At 72.2% G+C, this 23,094-nt stretch carries 21 protein-coding genes; 5 read left to right on the top strand and 16 right to left on the bottom strand.

Annotated elements, in window-relative coordinates:
• Positions 1-50 precede the first annotated feature (50 nt).
• The 9 genes from ABD250_RS07115 to ABD250_RS07075 all read right to left on the bottom strand — a co-directional run bounded on the left by ABD250_RS07115 (position 51) and on the right by ABD250_RS07075 (position 10,821).
• Complete coding sequence (locus ABD250_RS07115) at positions 51-1,790, bottom strand: LpqB family beta-propeller domain-containing protein (protein WP_182658672.1); 1,740 nt, start codon at positions 1,788-1,790, stop codon at positions 51-53.
• Positions 1,787-3,514, bottom strand: coding sequence for an MtrAB system histidine kinase MtrB (gene mtrB, locus ABD250_RS07110; RefSeq protein WP_182658671.1), 1,728 nt, complete (start codon positions 3,512-3,514; stop codon positions 1,787-1,789). The genes ABD250_RS07115 and mtrB overlap by 4 nt, the downstream gene beginning before the upstream one ends.
• Complete coding sequence (gene mtrA / locus ABD250_RS07105) at positions 3,511-4,191, bottom strand: MtrAB system response regulator MtrA (RefSeq protein ID WP_187700704.1); 681 nt, start codon at positions 4,189-4,191, stop codon at positions 3,511-3,513. The genes mtrB and mtrA overlap by 4 nt, the downstream gene beginning before the upstream one ends.
• 162 nt (positions 4,192-4,353) lie before the next feature.
• Positions 4,354-4,992: a dTMP kinase gene (locus tag ABD250_RS07100; protein WP_182658670.1), complete on the bottom strand. Its 639-nt coding sequence runs from the start codon at positions 4,990-4,992 to the stop codon at positions 4,354-4,356.
• Positions 4,993-5,001: 9 nt separating this feature from the next.
• Positions 5,002-6,468 (bottom strand): adenosylhomocysteinase, encoded by a 1,467-nt coding sequence (ahcY, locus tag ABD250_RS07095; protein ID WP_182658669.1) that lies wholly within the window; start codon positions 6,466-6,468, stop codon positions 5,002-5,004.
• Between the two features lie 59 nt (positions 6,469-6,527).
• On the bottom strand, positions 6,528-7,769 hold the full coding sequence (gene manA, locus ABD250_RS07090) for a mannose-6-phosphate isomerase, class I (RefSeq protein ID WP_182658668.1): 1,242 nt from the start codon (positions 7,767-7,769) through the stop codon (positions 6,528-6,530).
• Between the two features lie 4 nt (positions 7,770-7,773).
• Positions 7,774-8,868 (bottom strand): hypothetical protein, encoded by a 1,095-nt coding sequence (locus tag ABD250_RS07085; RefSeq protein ID WP_344391487.1) that lies wholly within the window; start codon positions 8,866-8,868, stop codon positions 7,774-7,776.
• Positions 8,861-10,237, bottom strand: a complete 1,377-nt coding sequence (locus tag ABD250_RS07080; protein ID WP_182659261.1) for a phosphomannomutase/phosphoglucomutase — start codon at positions 10,235-10,237, stop codon at positions 8,861-8,863. Before ABD250_RS07080 ends, ABD250_RS07085 begins: the two co-directional genes overlap by 8 nt.
• A gap of 107 nt (positions 10,238-10,344) precedes the next feature.
• On the bottom strand, positions 10,345-10,821 hold the full coding sequence (locus ABD250_RS07075; RefSeq protein WP_344391485.1) for a DUF3499 domain-containing protein: 477 nt from the start codon (positions 10,819-10,821) through the stop codon (positions 10,345-10,347).
• A 235-nt stretch (positions 10,822-11,056) separates the two neighbouring features.
• On the opposite strand from ABD250_RS07075, the gene ABD250_RS07070 reads away from it, so the two are divergent.
• A complete protein-coding gene (locus ABD250_RS07070; RefSeq protein ID WP_344391912.1) occupies positions 11,057-11,509 on the top strand; it encodes a metallopeptidase family protein in 453 nt (150 codons plus the stop codon).
• A 75-nt stretch (positions 11,510-11,584) separates the two neighbouring features.
• Here ABD250_RS07070 and ABD250_RS07065 read toward each other — a convergent pair whose 3' ends face one another.
• Complete coding sequence (locus ABD250_RS07065; RefSeq protein WP_241727050.1) at positions 11,585-11,896, bottom strand: WhiB family transcriptional regulator; 312 nt, start codon at positions 11,894-11,896, stop codon at positions 11,585-11,587.
• Between the two features lie 260 nt (positions 11,897-12,156).
• On the opposite strand from ABD250_RS07065, the gene cofD reads away from it, so the two are divergent.
• Both cofD and ABD250_RS07055 read left to right on the top strand, forming a co-directional pair.
• Positions 12,157-13,209 carry a 2-phospho-L-lactate transferase gene (cofD, locus tag ABD250_RS07060; protein WP_344391480.1) on the top strand — a complete coding sequence of 351 codons (1,053 nt, stop codon included), beginning with the start codon at positions 12,157-12,159 and terminating at the stop codon, positions 13,207-13,209.
• Positions 13,206-14,621 carry a coenzyme F420-0:L-glutamate ligase gene (locus tag ABD250_RS07055; protein ID WP_344391477.1) on the top strand — a complete coding sequence of 472 codons (1,416 nt, stop codon included), beginning with the start codon at positions 13,206-13,208 and terminating at the stop codon, positions 14,619-14,621. The genes cofD and ABD250_RS07055 overlap by 4 nt, the downstream gene beginning before the upstream one ends.
• A gap of 5 nt (positions 14,622-14,626) precedes the next feature.
• On the opposite strand, the gene manB is transcribed toward ABD250_RS07055, so the two are convergent.
• Both manB and ABD250_RS07045 read right to left on the bottom strand, forming a co-directional pair.
• Positions 14,627-15,739 (bottom strand): mannose-1-phosphate guanylyltransferase, encoded by a 1,113-nt coding sequence (gene manB / locus ABD250_RS07050; RefSeq protein ID WP_344391475.1) that lies wholly within the window; start codon positions 15,737-15,739, stop codon positions 14,627-14,629.
• Positions 15,740-15,820: 81 nt separating this feature from the next.
• Positions 15,821-16,699: a glycosyltransferase gene (locus ABD250_RS07045; protein ID WP_182659271.1), complete on the bottom strand. Its 879-nt coding sequence runs from the start codon at positions 16,697-16,699 to the stop codon at positions 15,821-15,823.
• A gap of 180 nt (positions 16,700-16,879) precedes the next feature.
• Between ABD250_RS07045 and ABD250_RS07040 the strand changes: the two genes are divergently transcribed.
• Positions 16,880-18,433, top strand: a complete 1,554-nt coding sequence (locus ABD250_RS07040) for an LCP family protein (RefSeq protein WP_259846301.1) — start codon at positions 16,880-16,882, stop codon at positions 18,431-18,433.
• A 37-nt stretch (positions 18,434-18,470) separates the two neighbouring features.
• Positions 18,471-19,157: a TIGR03089 family protein gene (locus tag ABD250_RS07035; RefSeq protein ID WP_344391471.1), complete on the top strand. Its 687-nt coding sequence runs from the start codon at positions 18,471-18,473 to the stop codon at positions 19,155-19,157.
• Between the two features lie 117 nt (positions 19,158-19,274).
• Here the strand turns inward: ABD250_RS07035 and ABD250_RS07030 are convergent, their stop codons facing one another.
• From ABD250_RS07030 to ABD250_RS07015, 4 genes are all read right to left on the bottom strand, one after another.
• Complete coding sequence (locus ABD250_RS07030) at positions 19,275-20,444, bottom strand: acyl-CoA dehydrogenase family protein (RefSeq protein ID WP_182657832.1); 1,170 nt, start codon at positions 20,442-20,444, stop codon at positions 19,275-19,277.
• A gap of 234 nt (positions 20,445-20,678) precedes the next feature.
• Positions 20,679-21,191, bottom strand: coding sequence for a 5-(carboxyamino)imidazole ribonucleotide mutase (gene purE / locus ABD250_RS07025; RefSeq protein WP_182657833.1), 513 nt, complete (start codon positions 21,189-21,191; stop codon positions 20,679-20,681).
• A gap of 29 nt (positions 21,192-21,220) precedes the next feature.
• Complete coding sequence (locus tag ABD250_RS07020) at positions 21,221-22,507, bottom strand: 5-(carboxyamino)imidazole ribonucleotide synthase (protein ID WP_182653442.1); 1,287 nt, start codon at positions 22,505-22,507, stop codon at positions 21,221-21,223.
• 22 nt (positions 22,508-22,529) lie between these two features.
• Positions 22,530-23,093: a PH domain-containing protein gene (locus tag ABD250_RS07015; RefSeq protein ID WP_182609608.1), complete on the bottom strand. Its 564-nt coding sequence runs from the start codon at positions 23,091-23,093 to the stop codon at positions 22,530-22,532.
• Position 23,094: the final 1 nt, after the last annotated feature.

Raw genomic sequence — 23,094 nt, 5'->3', positions numbered from 1 at the left:
CGGGTCCACCTGGGCGCCCCCGGTTCGCGCCGGCCCCCGTCGGCACCGGGTCAGCCCGCGACGACCGGGTCCGCCCGGATGGCGGCCAGTCCGTTGATCTCCCGCCAGTAGCGATCCCCGGTCTCGGCCGCCGTGTCGAGCCTCAGGAGGGACCGCTGGTCCACCACGTACACCTCGCGGCCCGCGGCGGCGATCGCCGTGACGGGTCCGGCGATGTTGCGCTGGGACAACGGCTCGGTCATCGCGCCGTCCACGGTGATCGTCGTGACGGGTGCCTCGCTGGTGTCACGACCCACGACGATCGTGGACCGGTCACGCCACGCCACCACGGTGGCCGACTCCCCCAACGCACGGCCGATCTGCCGGAAGGTGCCGGCCAGCGGTTGCCCGGTCTCCGCCGAGAGTGCGCCGATGAACACCTTGCCGTCGACCACCACCGCCAGCTGGGCCCCGGACTGGTCGATCCGCAGCCCCGTGACCCGTGACCCCAGTGCGCGGATCGGGGCACCGTCCATCTCCTGGACCGACGGGGCGTCACCTCCCGCGCCGACCCGCACCAGCCTGGCGTCGTCGGCCATCACCCAGGCCCGTCCGTCCACGGGGTGGAACGTGGGTCCGGTCAGGGTCCGGGCGGCCAGGGCCTCGGCGGGCTCGCCGTCGATCGCCCCGATCAGCAGCCTCTGCGGCCCCGCGCGGTCCTCGTCGGCGACCACCGCCAGCACCCTGTCGTCGTGGGACATGGTCGCGCTCCGTCCCCCGCGGACCTCCGACCAGGGACCTCCGGCCGGTCGGGCGCCGGTCGCCTCGAGCCGCACCAGACCGTCGGCGGCGGTGAGCGCGTTGCGCATGGGCTCCACCGGCGGATACGGGTCGAACGTCCGGACGTCCTCCGTCGTCCACCCGTCCACGAAGCGCTCGTCCAGAGGCGCGCCGTCCCGTTCGAGACGGTACGGACCGGGCACATCCGCGCGGGCCAGGGTCCACACGACCTGGGCGGCGAACTGTGTGGTGGCCTGACTGCTCAGCACCGGCAGGCCGGTGAAGTCGATGGAGGTCCCGCTGACCTCCTCCCCGTCGGCGGTCTGGTCGGGGCGGACCGACACCGAGGTGGGGACCCGGGACAGCACGGCGGACTCGAGCCCGGGGCGGGGCCCGGTGGCGAGCAGGTTGACCAGCGAGAAACCCAGGTCGGTCCGGTCCGCGGCCGTCCACCGGGTGTCGGGGACCAGCGAGTCCCCGGAACCGGAGAGGAAGAACAGGTCGCGCTGGGCGTAGGTGGAGACGAACTCGGTCCGTTCGATCACGACCCCCGGGGGCAACCGGTCGATGCGCCACTGGCCGTCCTGCCGGGCCAGGCCGATCGTCACCTCGAGCTGCCCCACGTCCTCCCTGAAGATGCCGCCGGGGTCGAGCGAACCGACCTTCTCGGCGCGCAGCGTGTACTCGGCCCGGTCCGCGCCGCGGCCACCCTCCGCGCTGAGGTCCGCGCGGAGGACGATCGTCGTCTCCGCGGAATCGTCCCAGGTCTCCGCCGCCTCCGGGGTGAGGAACTGCCGGGCCGCCGCGTGTCGCTGGTCGGCGATCGCGGCCGCCTTGAGGAAGTCCCGGACGAGGAGGTCCGGCTCCTGGTCGGGCACCGGGGTGGGAACGGCCAGGCCAGCCCCGGACGGCGAGAAGGTGTCGATGACCTGGGGCGACGACGACGAGGGCAGCGTCGCGCATCCGGTGGCACCGAGCGCGGCCGCGCAGACCAGCGCCACCGCCGCGGCCAGTGCCCTCACGCGGTTCACGAGCGGGCCTCCTCGGTCCCGGGGACGCGGTCCAGCGGGGTCGGGGACCCGGTGCTCACCAGCCGCGCCTCGTCCTCCGGGGTCAACGGCAGCGGGCTCGAGGTGAGGGTGCCCCCGTGGCGCCGGGGGATGGTCAGCCGGAAGCACGACCCCTCCCCGGGGCTGCCCCAGCAGTCCAGCCGGCCGCCGTGCAGCCTGGCGTCCTCGAGCGCGATCGCCAGACCGAGTCCGGTCCCGCCCGACCGACGGACCCGGGAGGGATCCGCCCGCCAGAAGCGGTTGAACACGAGCGACTCCTCGCCGGGCTTGAGCCCCACGCCGTGATCGCGCACCGAGACCGCGAGCGCCGCCTCGGACCCGCGGAGGGTCACCCGGACGGGCTTGGACTCCGAGTGGTCGAGTGCGTTGGCCACCAGGTTGCGCAGGATGCGCTCCACCCGTCGGGAGTCCACCTCGGCCACCACCGGCTCGGCCGGCATGTCCAGCTCGACCTGTACGCCCGCCGACTCCGCGATGTGCGACACGGTGGACACCGCGTCCTCGACCGCCCCCCGCACGTCCAGCGCGGTCACCGAGAGCTCTGCCATTCCGGCGTCGTGGCGGGAGACCTCCAGGAGGTCGGTGAGAAGGCTCTCGAACCGGTCGAGTTCGGACTCCAGCAGCTCGACGGCCCGCTTGGTCGGGGGGTCGAGGTCACCGGCGGAGTCGGAGATGATGTCCGCCGCCATCCGGACAGTGGTCAGCGGGGTGCGCAGCTCGTGCGAGACGTCCGAGGTGAAACGCTTCTGCAGGTCGCCGAACTCCTCCAGCTGGGTGATCTGGTCGGACAGGCTCTGTGCCATGTCGTTGAACGCCATCGCCAGTCGGGCGACGTCGTCCTCTCCCCGGATCACCATCCGTTCCTTGAGGTGACCGTTGGCGAACCGCTGCGCGATCGACGCCGCCTGGCGGACCGGCAGCACCACCTGCCGTGCGACCATCCACGCGATCGCCGCACTGAGCACGATGATCGCCAGGCCGGCGGTCGCGACGATCCCGCGCATGATCCCGAGCGTCTGTTCCTCGGCGATGAGCGGATAGACCAGGTAGAGCTCGAGCCCGGGGATCGACGAGTCCGTCGGCGTCCCGATGATCAGCGCCTTGGCGGGCTCTCCCCGGAAATCTACCGTGACGTACTGGTAGGCGACCCGGCCCCGCTGGACCAGCGACTGCAACTCCGGGGGCACCTGCGAGTCGGCCGGGCTGACGACCTGCCCGCGCCCGGTCTGGTCGGGCACCACCAGGATCGGGTCGAAGGTGCCCGCGTGCACCGACTCCCCGTCGGAGGCGATGCCCCGCTCCCCCAGTGCGCTGCGCGCCTGGTCGAGGCGGGACTGCTCACTGGTCCCCTCGTCGGTCGCGGCGATCTGCGCCTCGACGGTGACCCGCAGCCGGCCCGCCTGCTCGACCGCGGCGTCCAGTTTGGTCGAGAGCAACTGCGCGGCCATCTGGCTCTGCAGCATGAACGCGATCGTGAGGATCACGCCCATGGACAGCGCGAGGGTCGAGGTGACCACCCGGAGCTGGAGGGATCGCCGCCACATGCGCGCGAACCGCATCCCCAGGACGGTGAGGTCCAGGTCCCGGATCCGCTCCAGGAGGGTCGACGACGAGTCGGTCATGTCCCGGGTGTCGCGCTCGTCGCCGGAGGACGCCGCCGCGTCGTCCGGACGACGTGCGGTCACGAGACCGGACCGGCCTTGTACCCGACTCCGCGCACGGTGAGGACGACCTCGGGGTTCTCCGGGTCCTTCTCGATCTTCGCGCGCAGGCGCTGGACGTGCACGTTGACCAGCCGGGTGTCGGCCGAGTGACGGTAGCCCCAGACGTGTTCGAGCAGGACCTCGCGGGTGAAGACCTGGCGGGGCTTGCGGGCGAGCTCCACCAGCAGGTCGAACTCCAACGGCGTGAGCGGGATCGGCGTGCCCTCACGCGTCACGGTGTGGGCGGGCACGTCGATCGTCACATCACCGATGTGCAGGAGTTCACTCGGCTCGTCCTCACCCCGGCGCAGACGCGCCCGGATGCGGGCCACGAGCTCCTTGGGCTTGAACGGCTTCATGATGTAGTCGTCGGCTCCGGACTCCAACCCCAGGACCACGTCCACGGTGTCCGTCTTGGCCGTGAGCATGACGATCGGCACCCTGGACTCGCCGCGGATGTCCCGACACACGTCGATCCCGCTCCGGCCCGGGAGCATGAGGTCGAGCAGGACCAGATCGGGCTGGACCGCCCGGAAGGTCTCGATGGCCTGGACGCCGTCGCCCACGACCTCGGTCTCGAACCCCTCGCCCCGCAGGACGATGGTGAGCATCTCTGCCAGTGCGGCGTCGTCGTCGACGACGAGGATCTTCGGGGTCATTGTCACCACTTGTGTCGGCGTGAGTGTCGGCATGTGTCCATGGAGACCTTACCCGGCCGCACCGACGGGCCGGGCCCACGGTTCGGCTCGGTCGCCGAGAACCCGGTGGTCGAGAACGCAGGAGTCGAGAACGCAGGAGTCGAGAACCCGGGATCCGAGAACTCAGGAACCGACCACGAGGTCCGCCAGCTCCCGCACGTCGGGGTCGACGTCCAGCACCCGCCAGGGCGAGCGCCATCCGGACGCGGCGAGCCGACGGTAGGTCTCCCCCGTCGCCGTCTGGAGGGCCGCGTCCCTCTCGTAGCGGTCCCGGGTGCGACCCGGGTCCGCCGACTCCCGGGAACCAGCCCTCTCGGCGGCCAGTGCGGTCGGCGTGTCCAACAGGATCTGCAGGTCCGGCAGCGGCAGACCGAGTCGGTCGAACTCGAGCTCACCGATCCAGCGGATCACCTCCGCCTCCCGCCCGGGTCCGAGCCGGGCCGCCGTGTAGGCGGCGTTGGAGGCCACGTACCGGTCGAGCAGGACCACGTCGTGGGAGGCGGCCAGTTCGCGGAGCTCGGCGAGGGCCGCGTGTCGGTCCAGGGCGAACAGCAACGCCATCGCGTGCGGGGAGTCGGCCGTACCGGCCTGGCCGCCGTGCAGGGCGTCGGCGGCCAGGTCGGCGTGCAGGGTCCCGTACCGGGGGAACGCCAGACGCCCGACCGACACACCCCGGTCGGTGAGCTCACCGACCAGGGCGGTCGTCAGGGTGTTCTTGCCCGCGCCGTCGAGCCCCTCGACGACGACCAGACGCGCGACCACGGGATCGGATCAGTACCGGTAGTGGTCGGGCTTGTACGGGCCCTCGACGTCCACACCGATGTACTCGGCCTGGTCCTTGGCGAGCGTGGTGAGCGATCCACCGAGTGCCTCGACGTGCAGGCGCGCGACCTTCTCGTCGAGGATCTTGGGCAGCAGGTGGACGCCGATCGGGTACTGGTCGGCCTTGCTGAACAGCTCGATCTGGGCGATCACCTGGTCGGAGAAACTGGTGGACATCACGAACGACGGGTGGCCGGTGGCGTTGCCGAGGTTGAGCAGACGCCCCTCCGACAGCACGATGATCGAGCGGCCGTCGGAGTCGAAGACGAACTCGTCGACCTGCGGCTTGATGTTGATGCGGGTGACGTCCGCCGCGGACTCCAGTCCGGCCATGTCGATCTCGTTGTCGAAGTGGCCGATGTTGCCCAGGATCGCCTTGTTCTTCATCCGCTTCATGTGGTCGAAGGTGATGATGTCCTTGTTGCCGGTGGCCGTGATGATGATGTCGGCCGCCTCGATGGCCTCGTCCACGGTCACCACGTCGAAGCCGTCCATGAGGGCCTGCAGCGCGTTGATCGGGTCGATCTCGGTGACCTGGACGCGCGCGCCCTGGCCGGCGAGGGCCTCGGCGCACCCCTTGCCCACGTCGCCGTAACCGCACACCAGGGCCTTCTTACCTCCGATGAGGGCGTCGGTGCCGCGGTTGATGCCGTCCAGCAACGAGTGGCGGGTGCCGTACTTGTTGTCGAACTTGCTCTTGGTGACCGCGTCGTTGACGTTGATCGCCGGGAACGGCAGCACACCCTCGGCGTGGAAGTGGTACAGGCGGTGTACGCCGGTGGTGGTCTCCTCGGTGACGCCCTGGACCGACTCGGCGATGGCCGTGTACCTGCCCGGGTGGGCCGGCACGGACTCGCGCAGCAGCGCGTGGAAGACCTTCTCCTCCGCCGACCAGGCGGGGTCGTCCGACGGCACGGCCCCGGCCTGCTCGAACTCCTTGCCCTTGATCACGAGCATGGTGGCGTCGCCACCGTCGTCGAGGATCATGTTGGGATCGGTGCCGGGCCAGGTCATGATCTGCTCCGTGCACCACCAGTACTCGGTGAGCGTCTCGCCCTTCCACGCGAACACCGGCACGCCGGACGGGGCCTCGGGCGTGCCCTCCGGGCCCACGACGACGGCGGCGGCCGCCTCGTCCTGGGTGGAGAAGATGTTGCACGAGGCCCACCGGACCTCCGCGCCCAGCGCGGTCAGGGTCTCGATCAACACGGCGGTCTGCACCGTCATGTGGATGGACCCGGCGATCCGGGCCCCCGCCAGCGGCTGCTCCGCCCCGTACTCCTCACGCAGCGCCATCAGGCCGGGCATCTCGTGCTCGGCCAGACGGATCTGCTTGCGGCCCGCCTCCGCCAGCGACAGATCCGCCACCTTGAACTCGACACCGTTGACGGACTGCACGTGCAGATCAGCGGACATGTGTGCGACCAGCTCCTCGTAGTTCGGAAAAGACTTCCGCACCACACTAGCGGGGAGCCCTACCGGTACGCCGTCCCCGTCTCCGGACCGCCGACCCGGGTGCGGAAGACGGTGGCCCCTCCTGCGGCCTCCAGCTCCACGACCGGTGTCGAGGCGGGGACCCACACCCCGTGGCCGGGCCCCAGCGTCTCCGTGGCCCCGTTCTCGGACACGCACACCCGGCCGGAGGTGCACAACAGGATCTCCGGGCCGTCGGTCCGGTAGCTGACCGGGCCGGCGCCGGCGGGCAGCGCGATGCGCGAGAGCGCGAAATCGGGCTCGGGCGTGGGGTAGTCCATCTCCCCGGGGATCCCGCGGTCGGCGGGGACCGGCCGCACAGTGGGGTCCGCCAGCGGGTCGAACGCGAGCACCCGCATCAACTCCGGGACGTCGACGTGCTTGGGTGTCAGGCCCCCGCGCAGGACGTTGTCCGAGTTGGCCATCACCTCCACCCCGACACCGCGGAGATAGGCATGGAGCTGACCGGGTCCCAGGTACACGGCCTGTCCCGGCCGGAGCACCACCCTGTTGAGCAGCAGGGCACCCAGGACCCCGGGATCCGTGGGATACCGCTCGGCGAGCTCGACCACGGTCGTGGCCTCGTTCGACCACTCGCCGGCGACGCCCTCCGCGGTGAGGTACCCCACGGCACCGGTGACCAGGTCCGCCACCACCGTCTCCAGCGCGATGTGCGGCATCGTCACGACGGTGGTGAACACCGCACGGAGACCCTCCGCGTCCGGCTGGCCGTCCAGCATGTCGCGGTAGGGGCGCAGGGCCGGCACGTCGAGGGCGTCGAACAACGCCACGGTCCGGGCCACGGGACGGAATCCCACCAGCGCGTGGAACTCGGTCAGTGCCACCAGGATCTCGGGTTTGTGGTTGGTGTCGCGGTAGTTGCGATCGGGGGCGTGGACGGCGATCCCCCGCGCGTCCTCGGCGGCGAAACCCTCCCTCGCCCTCTCCGGGGACGGGTGCGCCTGCAGGGAGAGCGCCTGCTCGGCGGACAGGAGCTTGACGAGGAACGGCAGACCGCCCCCGTGTTCCGCGGCCACCCGCGTCCCGAGCTCACCCTCGGGGTCGGCCGCGATCCGCGCGTCCAACCCCCGCCCGTCGGCGCAGAGCGACGAGCCGGAGTCGTGGGCGCCGAACCAGTGCTCGGCCACCGGGTGCGGTGCCGGGGAGTGGGTTCCGCACAGCTCGGGGAGCGCGGTCCGGGAGCCCCATGCGTACGCCTGGACCACCGGGATGAGAGCCACCACGGGTCTAGAGCCCCCCCACCAACAGGTACGCGGCGGAGAGTTCGGTCCGTGCCATGAGCGCGGCCACCTTTCCGCTCAACGGGGCCGGTGCGGCACCGACCGTGTCCCGACCACGATCGGAGATCCACTCGACGTCCGCGAGCGGGCCCGCGGCCAGGCGGACGAACTCCTCGTCCGCGCTCAACACCATACCGAGGTGCCGGATGGTCCTGTCCTCCCGTTCGCCGTCCAGCTGGTCGTCGTGGAACAGACTCGCGAGGGGGTCCACGGCGGGCAGCCCACGGGCGCGCTCGGCCTGGGACCGGACGGCGTCTGTGACCGAGGAGGTCGCCGTGACCCGGCCGGCGTCGCAGAACGCGGCCACCGCCCTGTCGCAGTAGGCCGCGGACAACGGATCCGCGTGGATCCAGACGAGCGGGTCCGTCCCGGCGACCGCGGTGGCGAGGAGCTTGGCCGGGTTGACCGGGGTGGCGAGATCGGGCCCCAGACCCTCGAGTTCGACGTCGACCGCGTCCGCGGCCACGCCGACATCCAGTCCCGGGACCCCGAGGGCGGTCAGGACCGCCATCCCGGCGGCCAGGTGGTGCAGGACCCCGCGGTGCGGCGGGAGGTACGGGAGCGGGGGCAGCCAGACGGCCCGACCCCCTCCGGACTCGCCGACGGGACCCTCCCTCGGCACGTCCACCACGACCATCGCACCCCGGTGGGCGGCGGACTCGACGGCGGACGCGAGGTCCCGGTCGCCGGCATCGTCTCCGGAGACCAGGACGACGTCCAGGGCCCCGACCCAGGTGGGGAGGGTGTGGGCGTGGACCAGCGGTGGGACGGCGGCTCCGCCGACGACCTCGCAGAGGGCGGCGACCACCCGGGCGGCGTGGCGGGCCCGGTCCGAGCGACCGGAGACCCACACGAGCGCCCGGGGCCGGAACCCGGTGAGGCCGTCCAGCGCCCCCGAGTCGACGGCCGTCGCGACTGACCGGAGCTGTGCCCCGGCCATCGACGCGTGGAGCAGGGCTCCGGTGGCGTCGGAGGAGCGCAGGGCCTCGGCGTCGTCCAGGTCCACCCGGCCGGCCCCGGTGTCGCTGGTCAGGTCAGGCACGGACGATCGCGAGGACCTCGTCGACCACCGCGGCGACGTCCTCCCTGGTGGGCGCCTCCGCGTTGAGTCGCAGCAGCGGTTCGGTGTTGGAGGCCCGCAGGTTGAACCACGCGCCGTCGCCGAGGTCGACGGTCACGCCGTCGAGTCGGTCCACCGACACGGCACGGCCGGAGAAGGCGTCGATGACCTCCTCCATCCGGGCCACCTGTTCCTCCGCGGAGTCCAGCGTCGAGTTGATCTCCCCGGACGCCGCGTACCGGGTGTACTCCGCCATCACCTGTGACAGCGGGGCGTCCTGCTCCCCGAGGGCGGCGAGGGTGTGCATCGCGGCGAGCATCCCCGAGTCGGCGCCCCAGAAGTCACGGAAGTAGTAGTGCGCCGAGTGCTCGCCGCCGAAGATCGCACCGGTGTCCGCCATCTGGGCCTTGATGAAGCTGTGGCCGACGCGGGTACGGACCGCGACGCCGCCCTTCTCCTCGACCAGTTCGGGGACGGCCCGCGAGGTGATGAGGTTGTAGATGATCGAGGCGCCGGGTTCCTTGTCGAGCTCGCGCCCGGCCACCAGCGCCGTGATGGCCGACGGGGCGACGGGCTCGCCCCGCTCGTCCACCACGAAGCAGCGGTCGGCGTCGCCGTCGAAGGCGAGGCCGATGTCCGCCCCGCTCTCACGGACCAGCGCCTGGAGATCGACCAGGTTGGCCGGTTCGAGGGGGTTGGCCTCGTGATTGGGGAAGTTCCCGTCGAGCTCGAAGTACAGCGGGACGATCTCCAGCGGCAGTCCGCTGAGGACCGCGGGCACGGTGTGGCCGCCCATCCCGTTCCCGGCGTCGACCGCCACCTTGAGCTGACGGATACCCGACAGGTCGACCAGCTCCCGGAGGTAGGCACCGTAGCCATCGAGGACGTCACGCTCGGAGACCGTCCCGGCCTCACCGTCGTGTGCGGGTACCCCCGCGACGACCTCGTCGGCGATCGTCCGGAGTCCGGACTCCTGACCGACCGGCTTCGCGCCCGCACGGCACAGCTTGATGCCGTTGTACCGGGCAGGGTTGTGGCTGGCGGTGAACATGGCGCCCGGGCAGTCGAGCAGTCCCGAGGCGTAGTAGAGCTGGTCGGTCGACGCGAGACCGATCGTCACCACGTCCAGACCCTGTGAGGTGACGCCGTCCCCGAACGCCCGGGACAATGACGGGGAGGAGTCCCGCATGTCATGGCCGACCACCACGGTCTCCGACCCCTCGGACCGCATCAGACGGGCGAACGACGCGCCCACCTCACGGACGAAGTCCTCGTCGATCTGCTCGCCCACGACGCCGCGGACATCGTAGGCCTTGATGACGGCTCGGACGGACTCGGCGCTGCGTGCCACGTGCTGCTCCAGGGATGAGAGGCGGTCGGACGGTGTCATCATTCGACCCTACCCGCCGGGTTCCCGGCCGGGCCGTCGCTTGCGGCCACGGGCCGGTCGGTGTCCCGTCAGCCGAGACCCGGCCCCGGCTCCCGCGCGCGGTCGACGGGCACCGCCGAGGGGGCCTCGTCGCCGTCGGGGGTGTTGGGGACCACCCGCAGGTGGGGGCGACCGCCGGAGGGCTCCACCGGTGCCTCGGCGAGCACGGGCCCGGGGTCGGAGACCCCCAACCGCCGCAACCGGTCCGCGTCCACGAGGGCGGCTCCCGCTCTCCGGCCACCGACAGGCCCGCCGGCCACGGCGTCCAACAGGGCGGTGAGATCGGAGTCCTCCGCCGAGGCGTCGATATCGGGATGGCGGACCAGGTCCCACCCCCGGGGGGCGGTGATGCGCAGGGCGTGCGCCGCGCAGAGGTCCCACGAGTGTGGTTCCCGGATCGCCGGGAGCGGTCCGACGACGGCGGTCGAGTCCGCGTAGACGTAGGTGAGCGTGGCGACCGCACGATTGGGGCACCCCGGGCGGCAGCAACGACGGTTCTCACTCACGAGACCCCAGAGTAGTCCCGTGCGGCCGCCTCGTGCGCCCCGACCCGCCGCGCCGGTGCCGCGGAGCCCGTGGCTCGGCGGCTACCCTCGCGTCATGAGCCCACACGCACCGGTCCCCGGACGGCCGCCCACAGGGAACGCGATCCCGGGCGCCGGCCAGACCGACGTGTGTTCGGGCAGCAGGATCTCGGTCCGGGACTTCCCGGGCGACCCCGGACGCAGTGGTCGGCGAGTGGTGACCTCCCGACGTGCCGCCCGGCGGGGGCACGGCCCGCGCGGTCCGATCCTGCCCCCGGAGGTCCCCCGCTGGCGGAGCCGCGCCGCCGAGTTCGACGCCGCCGCGCTCGAGGCGTTCGCCGAGATCGACCAGCACTGGCATTCCCGCCTTGTGCACCTGGACCTCGCCGTCGACATGGTGCCGCGGATGCGGTTGAAGCCCGGTGAGACCTGGCCGGAGGAGGTCGTGGCGGACGGCCTGGTGCCGCTCGCCCGGCTGGTCCCCGCCGGCGTCGACCGGGCCGGCCAGCCCACACGGGCCCGGTTGGTCCTGTTCCGCAGGCCGCTCACCCGCCGGGCACCCGGCGGGGACGACCTGCGCGACCTGGTCTACTCGGTCCTGGTGGAACTCGTGTCGCAACACCTGGAGATCTCACCCGACGAGGTCGAGGCCGGCCCCAACGACGACTGACCACCCCGTGGGGTGGTCAGTCAGTGGTGAGGCAGGTGCCGTGGAGAGCCCCGGTCCCACGGGCCCCGGACGGGCTCACATCACGGCTTCTCGCTTGATCCGTCGACGCTCGCGCTCCGACAGTCCACCCCAGATGCCGAAGCGCTCGTCGTTGGCCAGCGCGTACTCGAGGCACTCGGCCTTGACCTCGCATCCCGTGCAGATCTTCTTGGCCTCGCGGGTCGAGCCACCCTTCTCCGGGAAGAACGCCTCGGGATCGGTCTGGGAACAGAGGGCCCGGTCCTGCCAGCTCTCCTCCTCGTCCTCCACGAAGAGCGCACCGGTGCCGAAGTCGACCAGGGTCAGCTCGGGTCCCGCTGCGGTGCGTGACTGTCGATCCACGGTCATCCCCTCGTGTTACGTTGCTCGTCGCTCGTGCGTCTGCCCGGCCCGGCGTGCCGCTCCGATACGAATGACACACCTGTGATTACACACATGCGAGTCGCCCAGGTCAAGCGAAATCGGGGATACCTAGCATTTTCGTGCGTGGGCCCCGCGAGTGACACGCCGCGGATTGTGTGGCGTGGGACACCATCGCGCGTCGGGCCGGGGTCCGAACACCCGGCCACCCGGGCCGCACCGCCACCCCGTCACTACTCTTGGTCGACGTGAGGATCTGTGTAGTGGCCGGTGGCGTCGGTGGCGCCCGTTTCCTGCTCGGCGCGCGCCGCCTTCTCGGGCTGGACCCCGCGTCCGGGGCCGCGGGCACCCCGCCCCCCGGAGGCGAGCCCGTCCACGGCCTCGACGCGGTGGTCAACGTCGGGGACGACGCGTGGATGCACGGCGTCCGGATCTGTCCGGACCTCGACACCTGCATGTACACCCTCGGCGGGGGCATCGACCCCGACCGCGGATGGGGCCACGCGGACGAGACGTGGAACTGCCGCGACGAACTCGCCGCCTACGGCGTGCAGCCCGACTGGTTCGGACTCGGGGACAAGGACCTGGCCACCCACCTGGTCCGCACCCAGATGTTGGGCGCCGGTTACCGGTTGACCGACGTCACCGAGGCCCTGTCCACCCGCTGGTCCCCCGGCGTCCGGCTGTTGCCGGTGACCGACGACCGCTGCGAGACGCACGTCGTGGTCCCCGGCGGCCCCGATGGTGCTCAGGGGGACGGTGAGCGGGCGATCCACTTCCAGGAATGGTGGGTCCGGCACCGGGCCGCGTTGCCCGCCTCCGGATTCGTACAGATCGGCGCCGACGCGGCCCGGCCCACCCCGGAGACGCTCGAGGCCATCGAGGCGGCCGACCTCGTCGTCGTCGCCCCGTCCAACCCCGTGGTCTCCGTCGGCGCGATCCTCGCCGTCCCCGGGATCCGCGCCGCGCTGCGTTCCACCTCCGCGCCGGTCGTGGGGGTGAGCCCCGTGATCGGTGGCGCCGTGCTGCGCGGGATGGCCGACGCGTGCCTCACCGCGATCGGGGTGGAGACCTCCGCCCTGGCCGTGGCCCGCCACTTCGGGGCCCGATCCGGCACCGGTCTGCTCGACGGATGGCTGGTCGCTCCCGGCGACGGCCCCACCGACGCCACCGGCGAGGTGGACGGGATCGCCGTCCGCGAGGCGCCGCTGCTCATGACCGATCCCGACGCCACGGCGCGGATGGTGGCCGCCGCGATCGACCTGGCCGGGCTCGAGGTCCCCGTGCGGTCCGGGCGATGACCGACGACGCGGTCCCCGAGATCCGGCACTGGTCGGGGGAACACGCCGCCCCCGCCGACCTCGGGCTGTGGGCTCCGGACGGCCTGCCCGAGTTCCGGCCGGGCGACGACCTCGCGGGAATCCTGGCCACCGCGCTCACCGCCGACCCGCACGGCCTGGTCGACGGCGACGTCGTGGTGCTCACCTCCAAGGTGCTGTCCAAGACCGAGGGACGGATCGTGCCCGCCCCCACGGACCCCGACGAGCGGGACGCCCTGCGCCGACGCCTCGTCGACGAGGAGTCCGTGCGGGTGGTGGCCCGGGTGAACCGGACGTTGATCACCGAGAACCGGCTGGGCATCGTCCAGGCCGCCGCCGGGGTCGACGGCTCCAACGTGGACGCCCGCGAGCTCGCCCTGCTCCCCGAGGACCCCGACGCCTCCGCCGCCGCCCTCGCCCGTGACCTCCACCGGCTGACCGGGGCGCGCGTGGGCGTGGTGGTGACCGACACCATGGGGCGGGCCTGGCGCACCGGACAGACCGACGTGGCGATCGGCGCCGCGGGTCTGCGGGTCTCCGTCGGGTACGACGGTGCCGTGGACCGCCAGGGCAACGAGCTGTTCGTCACCGACGTCGCCGTGGCCGACGAGATCGCCGCGGCGGCCGACCTGGTCAAGGGGAAGCTGGGCGCCCGACCCGTCGCGGTGGTGCGGGGGGTGGGACACCTGCTACTCCCGGACGACGACGAGGACATCGGCCCCCGGCGGGCCCGCGACCTGGTCCGGGACAGCGCTTCGGACCTGTTCCGGCTGGGCACCGCCGAGGCGCTGGCTCAGGGACGACGCGACGCCGTGCCCGGCCGCCGCTCGGTCCGCCGGTTCTCCGACGAGCCGGTCCCCGCGGAGGTGCTCGCCGACGCGGTGGCCGACGCGCTCACCGCGCCGGCTCCGCACCACAGCACCCCGATCCGGTTCGTCCGGGTGTCCGGGGACGCGCGGCACCGGCTGCTCGACGCGCTGCGCGCGGACTGGGAGGCGGACCTGCGGGCGGACGGGCATTCCGGCGACGTCCTGGCCCGACGCCTGGCCCGCGGCGATCTGCTGCGCACCTGCCCGGAGCTGATCCTGCCGTTCGTCGACGACTCGGCCGGCGCCCACGACTACCCGGACCCGCGCCGCAACACCTGCGAGGAGACCATGTTCACCGTGGCCGGCGGCGCCGCCGTGCAGTCGCTGCTGGTGGCCCTGGCCGCGCGCGGACTGGGGTCCTGCTGGGTGGGGTCGACCATCTTCGCCGCCGACACCACGCGCCGGGAGCTCGCCCTGCCGGCGTCCTGGCGGCCCCTGGGGGCGGTGGCCGTCGGCGTCCCGGCCGAGAAGGTCCCGCCCCGGGTCCCGCGCCCGGCCGGGGACGGCTACCTGACCGTGGAGTAGCGGAGCTACATGTCCGTGGAGTAACGGATCCCGCCGTCGGGGATCACGACCCCGGGCCAGACCCGGGCCCCGCGCAACAACTCGCAGCGCGCACCTATGTCCGCGCCGTCGCCGATCACCCCGTCGCGGATCAGCGCCCGGTGCCCGATGCGGGCGCCGAAGCCGATGATCGACCGTTCGACCGTCGCCCCGGCCTCGATACGGGCGCCGTCGAAGACCACGGCGCCGTCCAGTCGGGCACCGGCCCCGATCTCCGCGCCCCGACCGACGACGGTCCCGCCCACCAGGACGGCGCCCGCCCCGATACCGGCGCCCTCGTGCACCAGGGACTCCCCCGCGTGGCCGTGCAGCGCCGGCGACGGGGCGATCCCGCGCACCAGGTCCGCCGATCCGCGCACGAAGTCCTCCGGCGTGCCCATGTCGCGCCAGTAGGCGGAGTCGACGAATCCGAAGACCCGCTTGCCCTCGGCGAGCAGCTGCGGGAAGGTCTCGCGCTCCACCGAGACGGGGACGCCCTCGGGGATCTGTGCGATCAGGTCGCGCCGGAAGACGTAGCAGCCGGCGTTGATCTGATCGGTCGGCGGGTCCTGCGTCTTCTCCAGGAACTCCAGGACCCGACCGTCGTCGTCGGTCGGCACACAGCCGAACGCACGGGGATCGGAGACCCGGACCAGGTGCATGGTCAGATCCGCGCTCTTGGCGTGGTGGAGATCGAGGATCCGGGTGAGATCGGTCCCGCCCAGCACGTCGCCGTTGAACACCATGATCGTCGAGGCGGTGAGCTCGTCCAGGACGTTGCGGATGCCGCCGCCCGTGCCCAGTGGCTCGGTCTCCACCACGTACGTCAGCTCCAGATCGAGGTCGGACCCGTCCCCGAAATGCTCCTCGAACACCTCCGCCTTGAACGACGTGCCCAGCACCACGCGCCGGATGCCCGCCGCCCGGATCCGCGAGAGCAGATGGGTGAGGAAGGGCAGACCGGCCGTGGGCAACATGGGCTTGGGCGCCGAGATGGTCAGCGGCCGCAGGCGGGTCCCCTTGCCGCCCACCAGGACCACCGCCTCGGTGTCGGCGATCAGATCGCGCGGCTCGGCGCTGGAGGGGGTCGTCGAGGTCACAGTCCTACTCCCGATGTCGTGGGGCCCCGGCCGCGCGCTCGCGCGGCCCACACGGGCCGGTGGATGGTCTCGTCCGGCGCGTCAGCGAAGATCGCGCCGGGCGGACCGGATCGCGAGGCGGCACCGTAGTTCCAGACCCGCCTTGAGCGCCCAGCGTATCGGTGCCTGCCACGCGGCCGGATGCCTGTCCGCCTGGAACAGGTACGCGCTGTCGTGGTGTGCCCGGAGCGTGAACTCCGGCACGGTCCTGGCCGCGTGCCCCTGGTCGTGGTGGATCACCGACGACGGCACGTAGACGCTCTGCCACCCTGCTCGGCCGAGCCGGTCCCCCAGGTCCACGTCCTCCAGGTACATGAAGTACCGCTCGTCGAACCCGCCGAGCGCGTCGAACGCCTCGCGCCGCAGCAGCAGACACGACCCGGACAACCACCCCGCGGTCCGCTCGGAATCCATGTCGGAGTCGTCGAGGTACCGGGCGGTCCACGGGTTACCCGGCCACATCGGACCCAGCAGGGCGTGACCGATACCAGCGCCGAGCCGCGGTACGGCGCGGGCCGAGGGGTACACCGAACCGTCGGTCTCCGCGATCCTCGGGCCGAACGCCGCCGCCCGGGGCCACCGGTGGGCGGCGGCGAGCAGCGCGTCCACGGAACCCGGCTCGAACCACACGTCCGGGTTGACGACCAGCACGAACTCCTGGTCGAACTCCCCTAGGCGCCGGGCGATCTCGGTGACGGCACGGTTGATGGCGGTCCCGTACCCCAGGTTCCCGCCCGTCGGGAAGAACTCGGCGAAGTCGTGCGCGGCCGCCGCCGCCTCGGGCGCGCCGTCGGTGGAGCCGTTGTCCGCCATCACCAACCCCACCGGCCGCGTCGTGGACCCGGGCAGGGTCTCGACGAAGTGGCGGAGGTGGTCGCCGGGAGAATAGGTCACCGTCACGACGGGCAGTCGGGTCGTCACGCGCAACACCCTACGACGCCGCACGCCGATTCCGACGCCCGGCGCGCGGCGCGGTACCGTGGGGTCATCATCGGCGGCCTCGCGCGGCCCCCGTGCCGCACCGACGGCACCGCCCCGCGGGCCGGTCACCCCTCTCACGAGAGCGGACCGACCGCCCCGATTCGACGACAAGGACGGTGGATGAGCGCCGAGCTACCAGCGACGCCCCGGCGCGCACCCGCCCCCGGGCGCGGTCGGCGCCACGCGACCCCCTCCCGCCCGCTGGGCTCGCGGATCGCCCGCACCCTCGCCGCTCTGGCATCCGTGTTCTGCCTCCTGGTGACCGGCGTGGGCTGGTCGCTGTTCAACGGTCTGAGCTCCGACCTGTCCTCCGCCGGAGGTCTCGACGTGGGGGACGGCGGGCTCGACGGCGCCGTCGACATCCTCCTGGTGGGGACGGACAACCGCACCGACGCCCAGGGCAACGCGCTCAGCCAGGAGGAACTCGCCACCGTCCGGACCGGCGAGGACGAGGGCGAGAACACGGACACGATCCTGCTCATCCGGATCCCGGAGGACGGGAGCTCGGCCACCGCGATCTCGATCCCCCGGGACGTCTACGTGGAGACCCGGGACATCGGGGGCAGCAAGATCAACGGTGTCTACGCCGGATACAAGCAGACGTACCTCGACGAGGCCGTGGCGAACGACCCCGACGGTGCGCTCACCGAGCAGGACCAACGCGACGCCGTCCAGGCCGGTCGTAACGGGTTGATCAACACCGTCCGCGATCTCACCGGCGTGCAGGCCGACCACTACGCCGAGATCGGGTTGCTGGGATTCGTCCTGCTCACCGACGCCGTCGGTGGCGTGCCGGTGTGCCTGAACGAGGACGTCGACGAACCGCTGTCCGGCGCGAACTTCCGGGCCGGGGTCCAGACCGTGTCCGGCTCCGACGCCCTGAGCTTCGTGCGTCAGCGGCACGACCTGCCCGCGGGCGACCTCGACCGGATCGTCCGCCAGCAGGCGTTCATGTCCCAGCTGGTCAAGAAGACCCTGTCCGCCGGCACCCTCGCGGACCCGACGAAGCTCGGAGCGCTCGTCGACGCGGCCCGACGGTCGTTCGTCATCGACGAGAACTGGGACTTCGTGGACTTCGCGATGAAGCTCCAGGACATCAGCGGCGGGAACGTGCGGTTCGAGACCATCCCGGTCACGAGCATCGACTCCTTCACCGAATGGGGCGAGTCCATCGTCACCGTCGACCCCGACCAGGTCGCGGAGTTCGTCGGCGGATTCGCCAGTACCGACGACGTGGAGGAGGAACAGGAGCAGACCGGCACCCCGGGGGTGGACCCCGCCGCCGTGACCGTCTCGGTGGTCAACACCACCGCGATCGACGGTCTGGCGGCCCGGGTCTCCGGTTCCCTGTCCGAACTCGGGTATGCCGTCGGGGACCTGCTCACCGATCCGGCAGCGGCGTACACCTCCCACGTCGCCGCCGGTTCGGCCGACGACCCCTCGGCGTTCGCGGTCTCCGACGCGCTGGGCGGGTTGCCCGTCCAGGTGGATCCCGCGGTGCCCCCCGGGGCGGTCCGCGTGGTCCTGGCGGAGGACTACAGCGGTCCCACGGGGGACGCCTCCGCGACCGAGTCCTACTCCCCCGAGACCACCACCTACGCCCCGTTGCCACCGTCGATCGCGCAGCGTCCGACCTTCGACGCCGGTGGTTCGGACGTCCCCTGTGTGAACTGACCGAGCCGCACCCGACCGACCGTCCGGAGGACGACCCGTGAACACCGCCGCAGACACCGTGCTCCAGCCGCTCCTCGCAGCGGACCCGGGCGCGCCGCTGGTCACGCACTACGACCTCGGCGCACCGTCCCGGATCGAGCTGTCCGTGACCTCCACCGCCAACTGGGCCGCCAAGATCGCCGGGCTGCTGCGGGACGAGGTGAGCGTGGCCCCGGGTGACGTCGTGGTGTGCGACCTGCCGGCCCACTGGCTCACCGCCGGGGTGCTGCTGGGTGTCTGGTGGGCAGGGGCCGAGGTGCGGACCGGGCCGGCCGACGACGCCGTGGCGGTGATCACCACCGCCGACCGCCTGGAACGCCACCCGGCCGATGTCGAGACGCTCCTCATGACCACCGACCCGATGGGTCGCCCACTGGCAGCGGTCGGCGTGGACGTCCCCCCGGGCGTCATCGACCTGGCCGAGTCGTGCCGGATCCACCCGGACGCGTTCGTGCCGTCCGGGCAGGGTCCGCACGCCCTGGACGGGCAGTCGATCGAGCACCTGGCGGACCCGACGGTGTCGGGCCGCGCGCTCGTCGCCGGCCGCGAGCGGGACGACGTCGTGACCGTCCTCGCCCGGATCCTCGCCTCCGGGGGCTCCGCCGTCCTGGTCACCGGGGCGGACCCGGATGCGCCGGGGGTCGCCGACGTGGCCACCACGGAGCGGACCACCCTCACCCTCTGACGGCCCGGCGCCGCGGCACCGCGCCACCCCGCGGCCGTGCATCCACGTCGAGAGCCGCCACCCCCGGTCGGAAGTGGCGGCTCTCGTGTGCCGGTCGGCGGGCCGGCGCCCGGAGGATCAGCCCAGGAGCTGACGCGCCATGACCATGCGGTTGATCTGGTTGGTGCCCTCGTAGATCTGGGTGATCTTGGCGTCGCGCATCATGCGCTCGACCGGGAAGTCGCGGGTGTAGCCCGCGCCGCCGAAGAGCTGCACGGCGTTGGTCGTGACCTCCATCGCGACGTCCGAGGCGAACGTCTTGGACGCAGCGGCCATGAAGCCCAGCTTCTGCCCACCCGGCGCGCTGCCGCGCTCGGCGTTGGCGGCGGCGGTGTACACCATGAGGCGGGAGGCCTGCACCTTCATCGCCATGTCGGCGAGCATGAACTGGGTGTTCTGGAAGTCCGAGATCGCCTTGCCGAACTGCTTGCGCTCCTTGGTGTAGGCGATCGCCGCGTCGAGCGCACCCTGGGCCAGGCCCACGGCCTGGGCGCCGATGGTCGGGCGGGTGTGGTCCAGCGTCTGCAGCGCGGTCTTGAAGCCGGTGCCCGGCTCACCGATGATCCGGTCGCCCGGGATGCGGACGTTCTCGAAGTAGAGCTCCGCGGTGGGCGAACCCTTGATTCCGAGCTTCTTCTCCGTCTTGGAGACGCCGAAACCCTCGTCGTCGGCGTGCACCATGAACGCGGAGATGCCGCCGGCGCCCTTCTCGGGGTCCGTGACGGCCATGACGGTGTACCAGGTGGACTTTCCGCCGTTGGTGATCCACGCCTTGCCGCCGTTGAGGATCCAGTCGTCGCCGTCCTGACGGGCCCGCGTGCGCATGGCCGCGGCGTCGGACCCTGCCTCGCGCTCCGACAGGGCGTACGAGGCCATCGCGCCCTCGGCGATCCCGGGCAGGACCATCTGCTTGAGGTCCTCACCACCGGCCAGGATCAGGCCCATCGTGCCGAGCTTGTTCACGGCCGGGATCAGGGAGGACGAACCGCAGACGCGCGCGACCTCCTCGATCACGATGCACGCCGCGACCGAGTCCGCGCCCTGCCCGCCGTACTCCTCCGGCACGTGGACCGCGTTGAAACCCGAGGCGTTGAGCGCATCGAGTGCCTCCTGCGGGAACCGCTCGTTCTCGTCGACGTCCGCGGCGTGCGGCTCGATCTCCTTCTCGGAGAGGGCACGGATCGCCGCGCGGAGCTCCTCGTGCTCCTCCGCGGGCTGGTACAGGTCGAAGTCGGGGTTACCGGACATGTGCGGTCCTCCAAGAGGGAATCGTCGGTGCAGATCGCGCGGCGGACACCGTCCGGGGCACCTCCCGGCGATGTCGACGACGCACCTTATCCGTCGATATCGCCGCGGGGTCTGACGTGCCGCGCCCGGCCACCCAATTTACCAGTCGGGCACCGCCCGCCCCGCCCGGGCGGCGGGCCTCCCGGGCGGGGCGGGCATGGCAGCGGAGGACGGGGCCGCGGAGGACGGGGTGGATCAGCCCAGCAGGCTCTGGCGCAGGGCGGCGTCCTTACGCTCCACCATCGCCTCCAGCTTGGCCTGGAAACCCTCCATCCGGGACCGGAGCGCGGGGTCGGAGGCGGCGAGGATCCGGACCGCCAGGAGCCCGGCGTTGCGGGCCCCGCCGATCGACACGGTGGCCACGGGCACCCCTGCCGGCATCTGCACGATCGAGAGCAGCGAGTCCATGCCGTCGAGGTGCTTGAGGGGCACCGGTACGCCGATGACCGGCAGCGGGGTGGCGGAGGCGACCATCCCGGGCAGGTGCGCGGCCCCGCCGGCACCAGCGATCACCACACGGATCCCCCGGCCGGCGGCCGAGCGGGCGTAGTCCAGCATCTTCTGCGGGGTCCGGTGCGCCGAGACCACGCCCACCTCGAAGGGGATCCCGAACTCGGCGAGCGCCTCGGCGGCGCCCTCCATCGTCGGCCAGTCGGAGTCGCTGCCCATGATCAGACCGACCTGCGGCCCGCCCTGTGGTGCGGTCATGGTGGTGCCTTTCGTCGAAGGGGGTGACGTCAGCGGTCGAAGTCCCCGACCGGCGCCCCCGTGTGGGGGTCCCAGCCGTCGGCCCATTCCCCGTGGGAGAGCCAGTGGGCGGCGTGCTCGGCCACCGCGCGGACCGTGGCCACCTGGTCGGCGTCATCCGGGTCGACCCCGGGGTCGGCGAGGACGTTGACGTGACCGATCTTGCGTCCCGGCCGCTCGGACTTCCCGTAGAGGTGGACCTTGGCGTGCGGGAACCGGGCCCCGAGGTGGTGCACCCGCTCGTCCATGCTCATCTCCGGGGCCCGGGCCGCGCCGAGCACGTTGGCCATCACGGTCACGGGGGCCGTCGGGACGGTGGAACCCAGCGGATAGTCGAGAACGGCCCGCAGATGCTGCTCGAACTGGCTGGTGGTGGCTCCGTCCATGGTCCAGTGTCCGGAGTTGTGCGGTCGCATCGCCAGTTCGTTCACCAGCACACCCGGGCGGCCGTCGGAGCCGGTGACCTCGAAGAGTTCGACCGCCATCACCCCGGTGACGTCGAGGTGTTCGGCCAGGCGCAGGGCGGTGGCCTGGACCGCGGAGCGGAGATCGTCGGGCAGCCCGGTGGCCGGTGCCACCACCACCGCGCAGATCCCGTCGCGCTGGACCGTCTCCACGACGGGCCACACCGCTCCCTGTCCGAAGGGCGAGCGGGCGACCAGGGCGGACAGTTCCCGGGTCCACGGCACGCGTGCCTCGGCCATCATCGGCACACCGGCGTCGAGTTGCTCGGTCGCGATGCGCTCGGCCTCCTCCAGCGAGCCCGGCATCCACACGCCGCGGCCGTCGTAGCCGCCGCGCGCGGCCTTGAGGACGATGTGCCCCTCCTGCTCGCCGTGGAAGCGCCGGACGTCCTCGACGGAGTCGACCGCCGTGAACGGCGGGATCGGCGCCCCGATCTCCTCGAGCGCGCGGCGCATGACCAGCTTGTCCTGGGCGTGGATGAGCGCCGAGGCCCGGGGCCGCACCGCGACGCCGGCGGACTCGAGCTCGACGAGGATCTCCGGTGGCACGTGCTCGTGGTCGAAGGTCATCACGTCGGCGCCGGCCGCGACACCCCGGACCGCGTCCGGGTCGTCGTGGGCGCCGATCACGACGTCGGGGGTGACCTGCGCGGCCGGGTCCTGCGGGTCGGCGGCGAGAACGCGCAGGGTCTGGCCGAGCGCCACCGCCGACTGGTGCGTCATGCGGGCGAGCTGCCCGCCTCCGATCATCGCCACGACGGGCGAACCGAGAGGATTGCGGCGGATGCGCGAGTCGTCGTTCACGTGGTCCATGTTCTCACGGGTGGTGGGGAGGTCACCGACGCCCCGGCAGCCCCCAGCGGAAGCGGGGTGGCGGGGCGAGGGGGCCGGGCGGGGGCACCGCGGGCAGACGGAGCAGTTCGTCGTAGACCGTGGCGTGGACCCGCGCCACGGCGGGGACATGGTCGATCTCGACCGGGGGCAGGTGTCCGCACTCGAGGATGAGACACCCGGTGCCCAGGGCCCGGTCGGTGAGGGTGTGCCGGAACCGCACGGCACTGATCCGGCGCAACGGCACGTCCACACACCGTCGCGTCGAGCCGGCCGGCCGGTAGAGCACGCGCTCGTCGGTCACCACGAGGTCGGTGCGCGCCCACCGCAGCGCGGGCCACAGGCCGAAGCGCAGGACAACGAGGAGGTAGATCCCCGCCACCATCGCCCAGGTCGCGGCCCGGTCCCCCGAGTGCACGACCTGCGTCTCGATGAACCCCCCGGCGATCCCGGCGAGACCGGCGCCGATCACCGTCACCAGTGCGGGGCGCACGAGCGCGCGCCAGTGCGGGTGGCTGTGGACGATCAGCGTCTCCCCCGGAGAGACGACCGAACGGACGAACCCCACG

The organism is Dietzia cercidiphylli (genome assembly GCF_039531545.1).
In the GTDB taxonomy this organism is placed as follows: domain Bacteria; phylum Actinomycetota; class Actinomycetes; order Mycobacteriales; family Mycobacteriaceae; genus Dietzia; species Dietzia natronolimnaea.
Note: the sequence above shows the minus strand (reverse complement) of the source record. Positions and strands in the feature narration are given on the sequence as shown.

What these genes read in the sequence shown, in the direction of transcription:
- ABD250_RS07055 (WP_344391477.1), top strand. Translation starts at nt 13,206, where the DNA reads ATGACCGACGACGCGGTCCCCGAGATCCGGCACTGGTCGGGGGAACAC.
- ABD250_RS07065 (WP_241727050.1), bottom strand. Translation starts at nt 11,896, where the DNA reads ATGACCGTGGATCGACAGTCACGCACCGCAGCGGGACCCGAGCTGACC.
- mtrA (WP_187700704.1), bottom strand. Translation starts at nt 4,191, where the DNA reads ATGACCCCGAAGATCCTCGTCGTCGACGACGACGCCGCACTGGCAGAG.
- ABD250_RS07030 (WP_182657832.1), bottom strand. Translation starts at nt 20,444, where the DNA reads ATGTCCGGTAACCCCGACTTCGACCTGTACCAGCCCGCGGAGGAGCAC.
- purE (WP_182657833.1), bottom strand. Translation starts at nt 21,191, where the DNA reads ATGACCGCACCACAGGGCGGGCCGCAGGTCGGTCTGATCATGGGCAGC.
- ABD250_RS07020 (WP_182653442.1), bottom strand. Translation starts at nt 22,507, where the DNA reads ATGGACCACGTGAACGACGACTCGCGCATCCGCCGCAATCCTCTCGGT.
- ahcY (WP_182658669.1), bottom strand. Translation starts at nt 6,468, where the DNA reads ATGTCCGCTGATCTGCACGTGCAGTCCGTCAACGGTGTCGAGTTCAAG.
- ABD250_RS07040 (WP_259846301.1), top strand. Translation starts at nt 16,880, where the DNA reads ATGAGCGCCGAGCTACCAGCGACGCCCCGGCGCGCACCCGCCCCCGGG.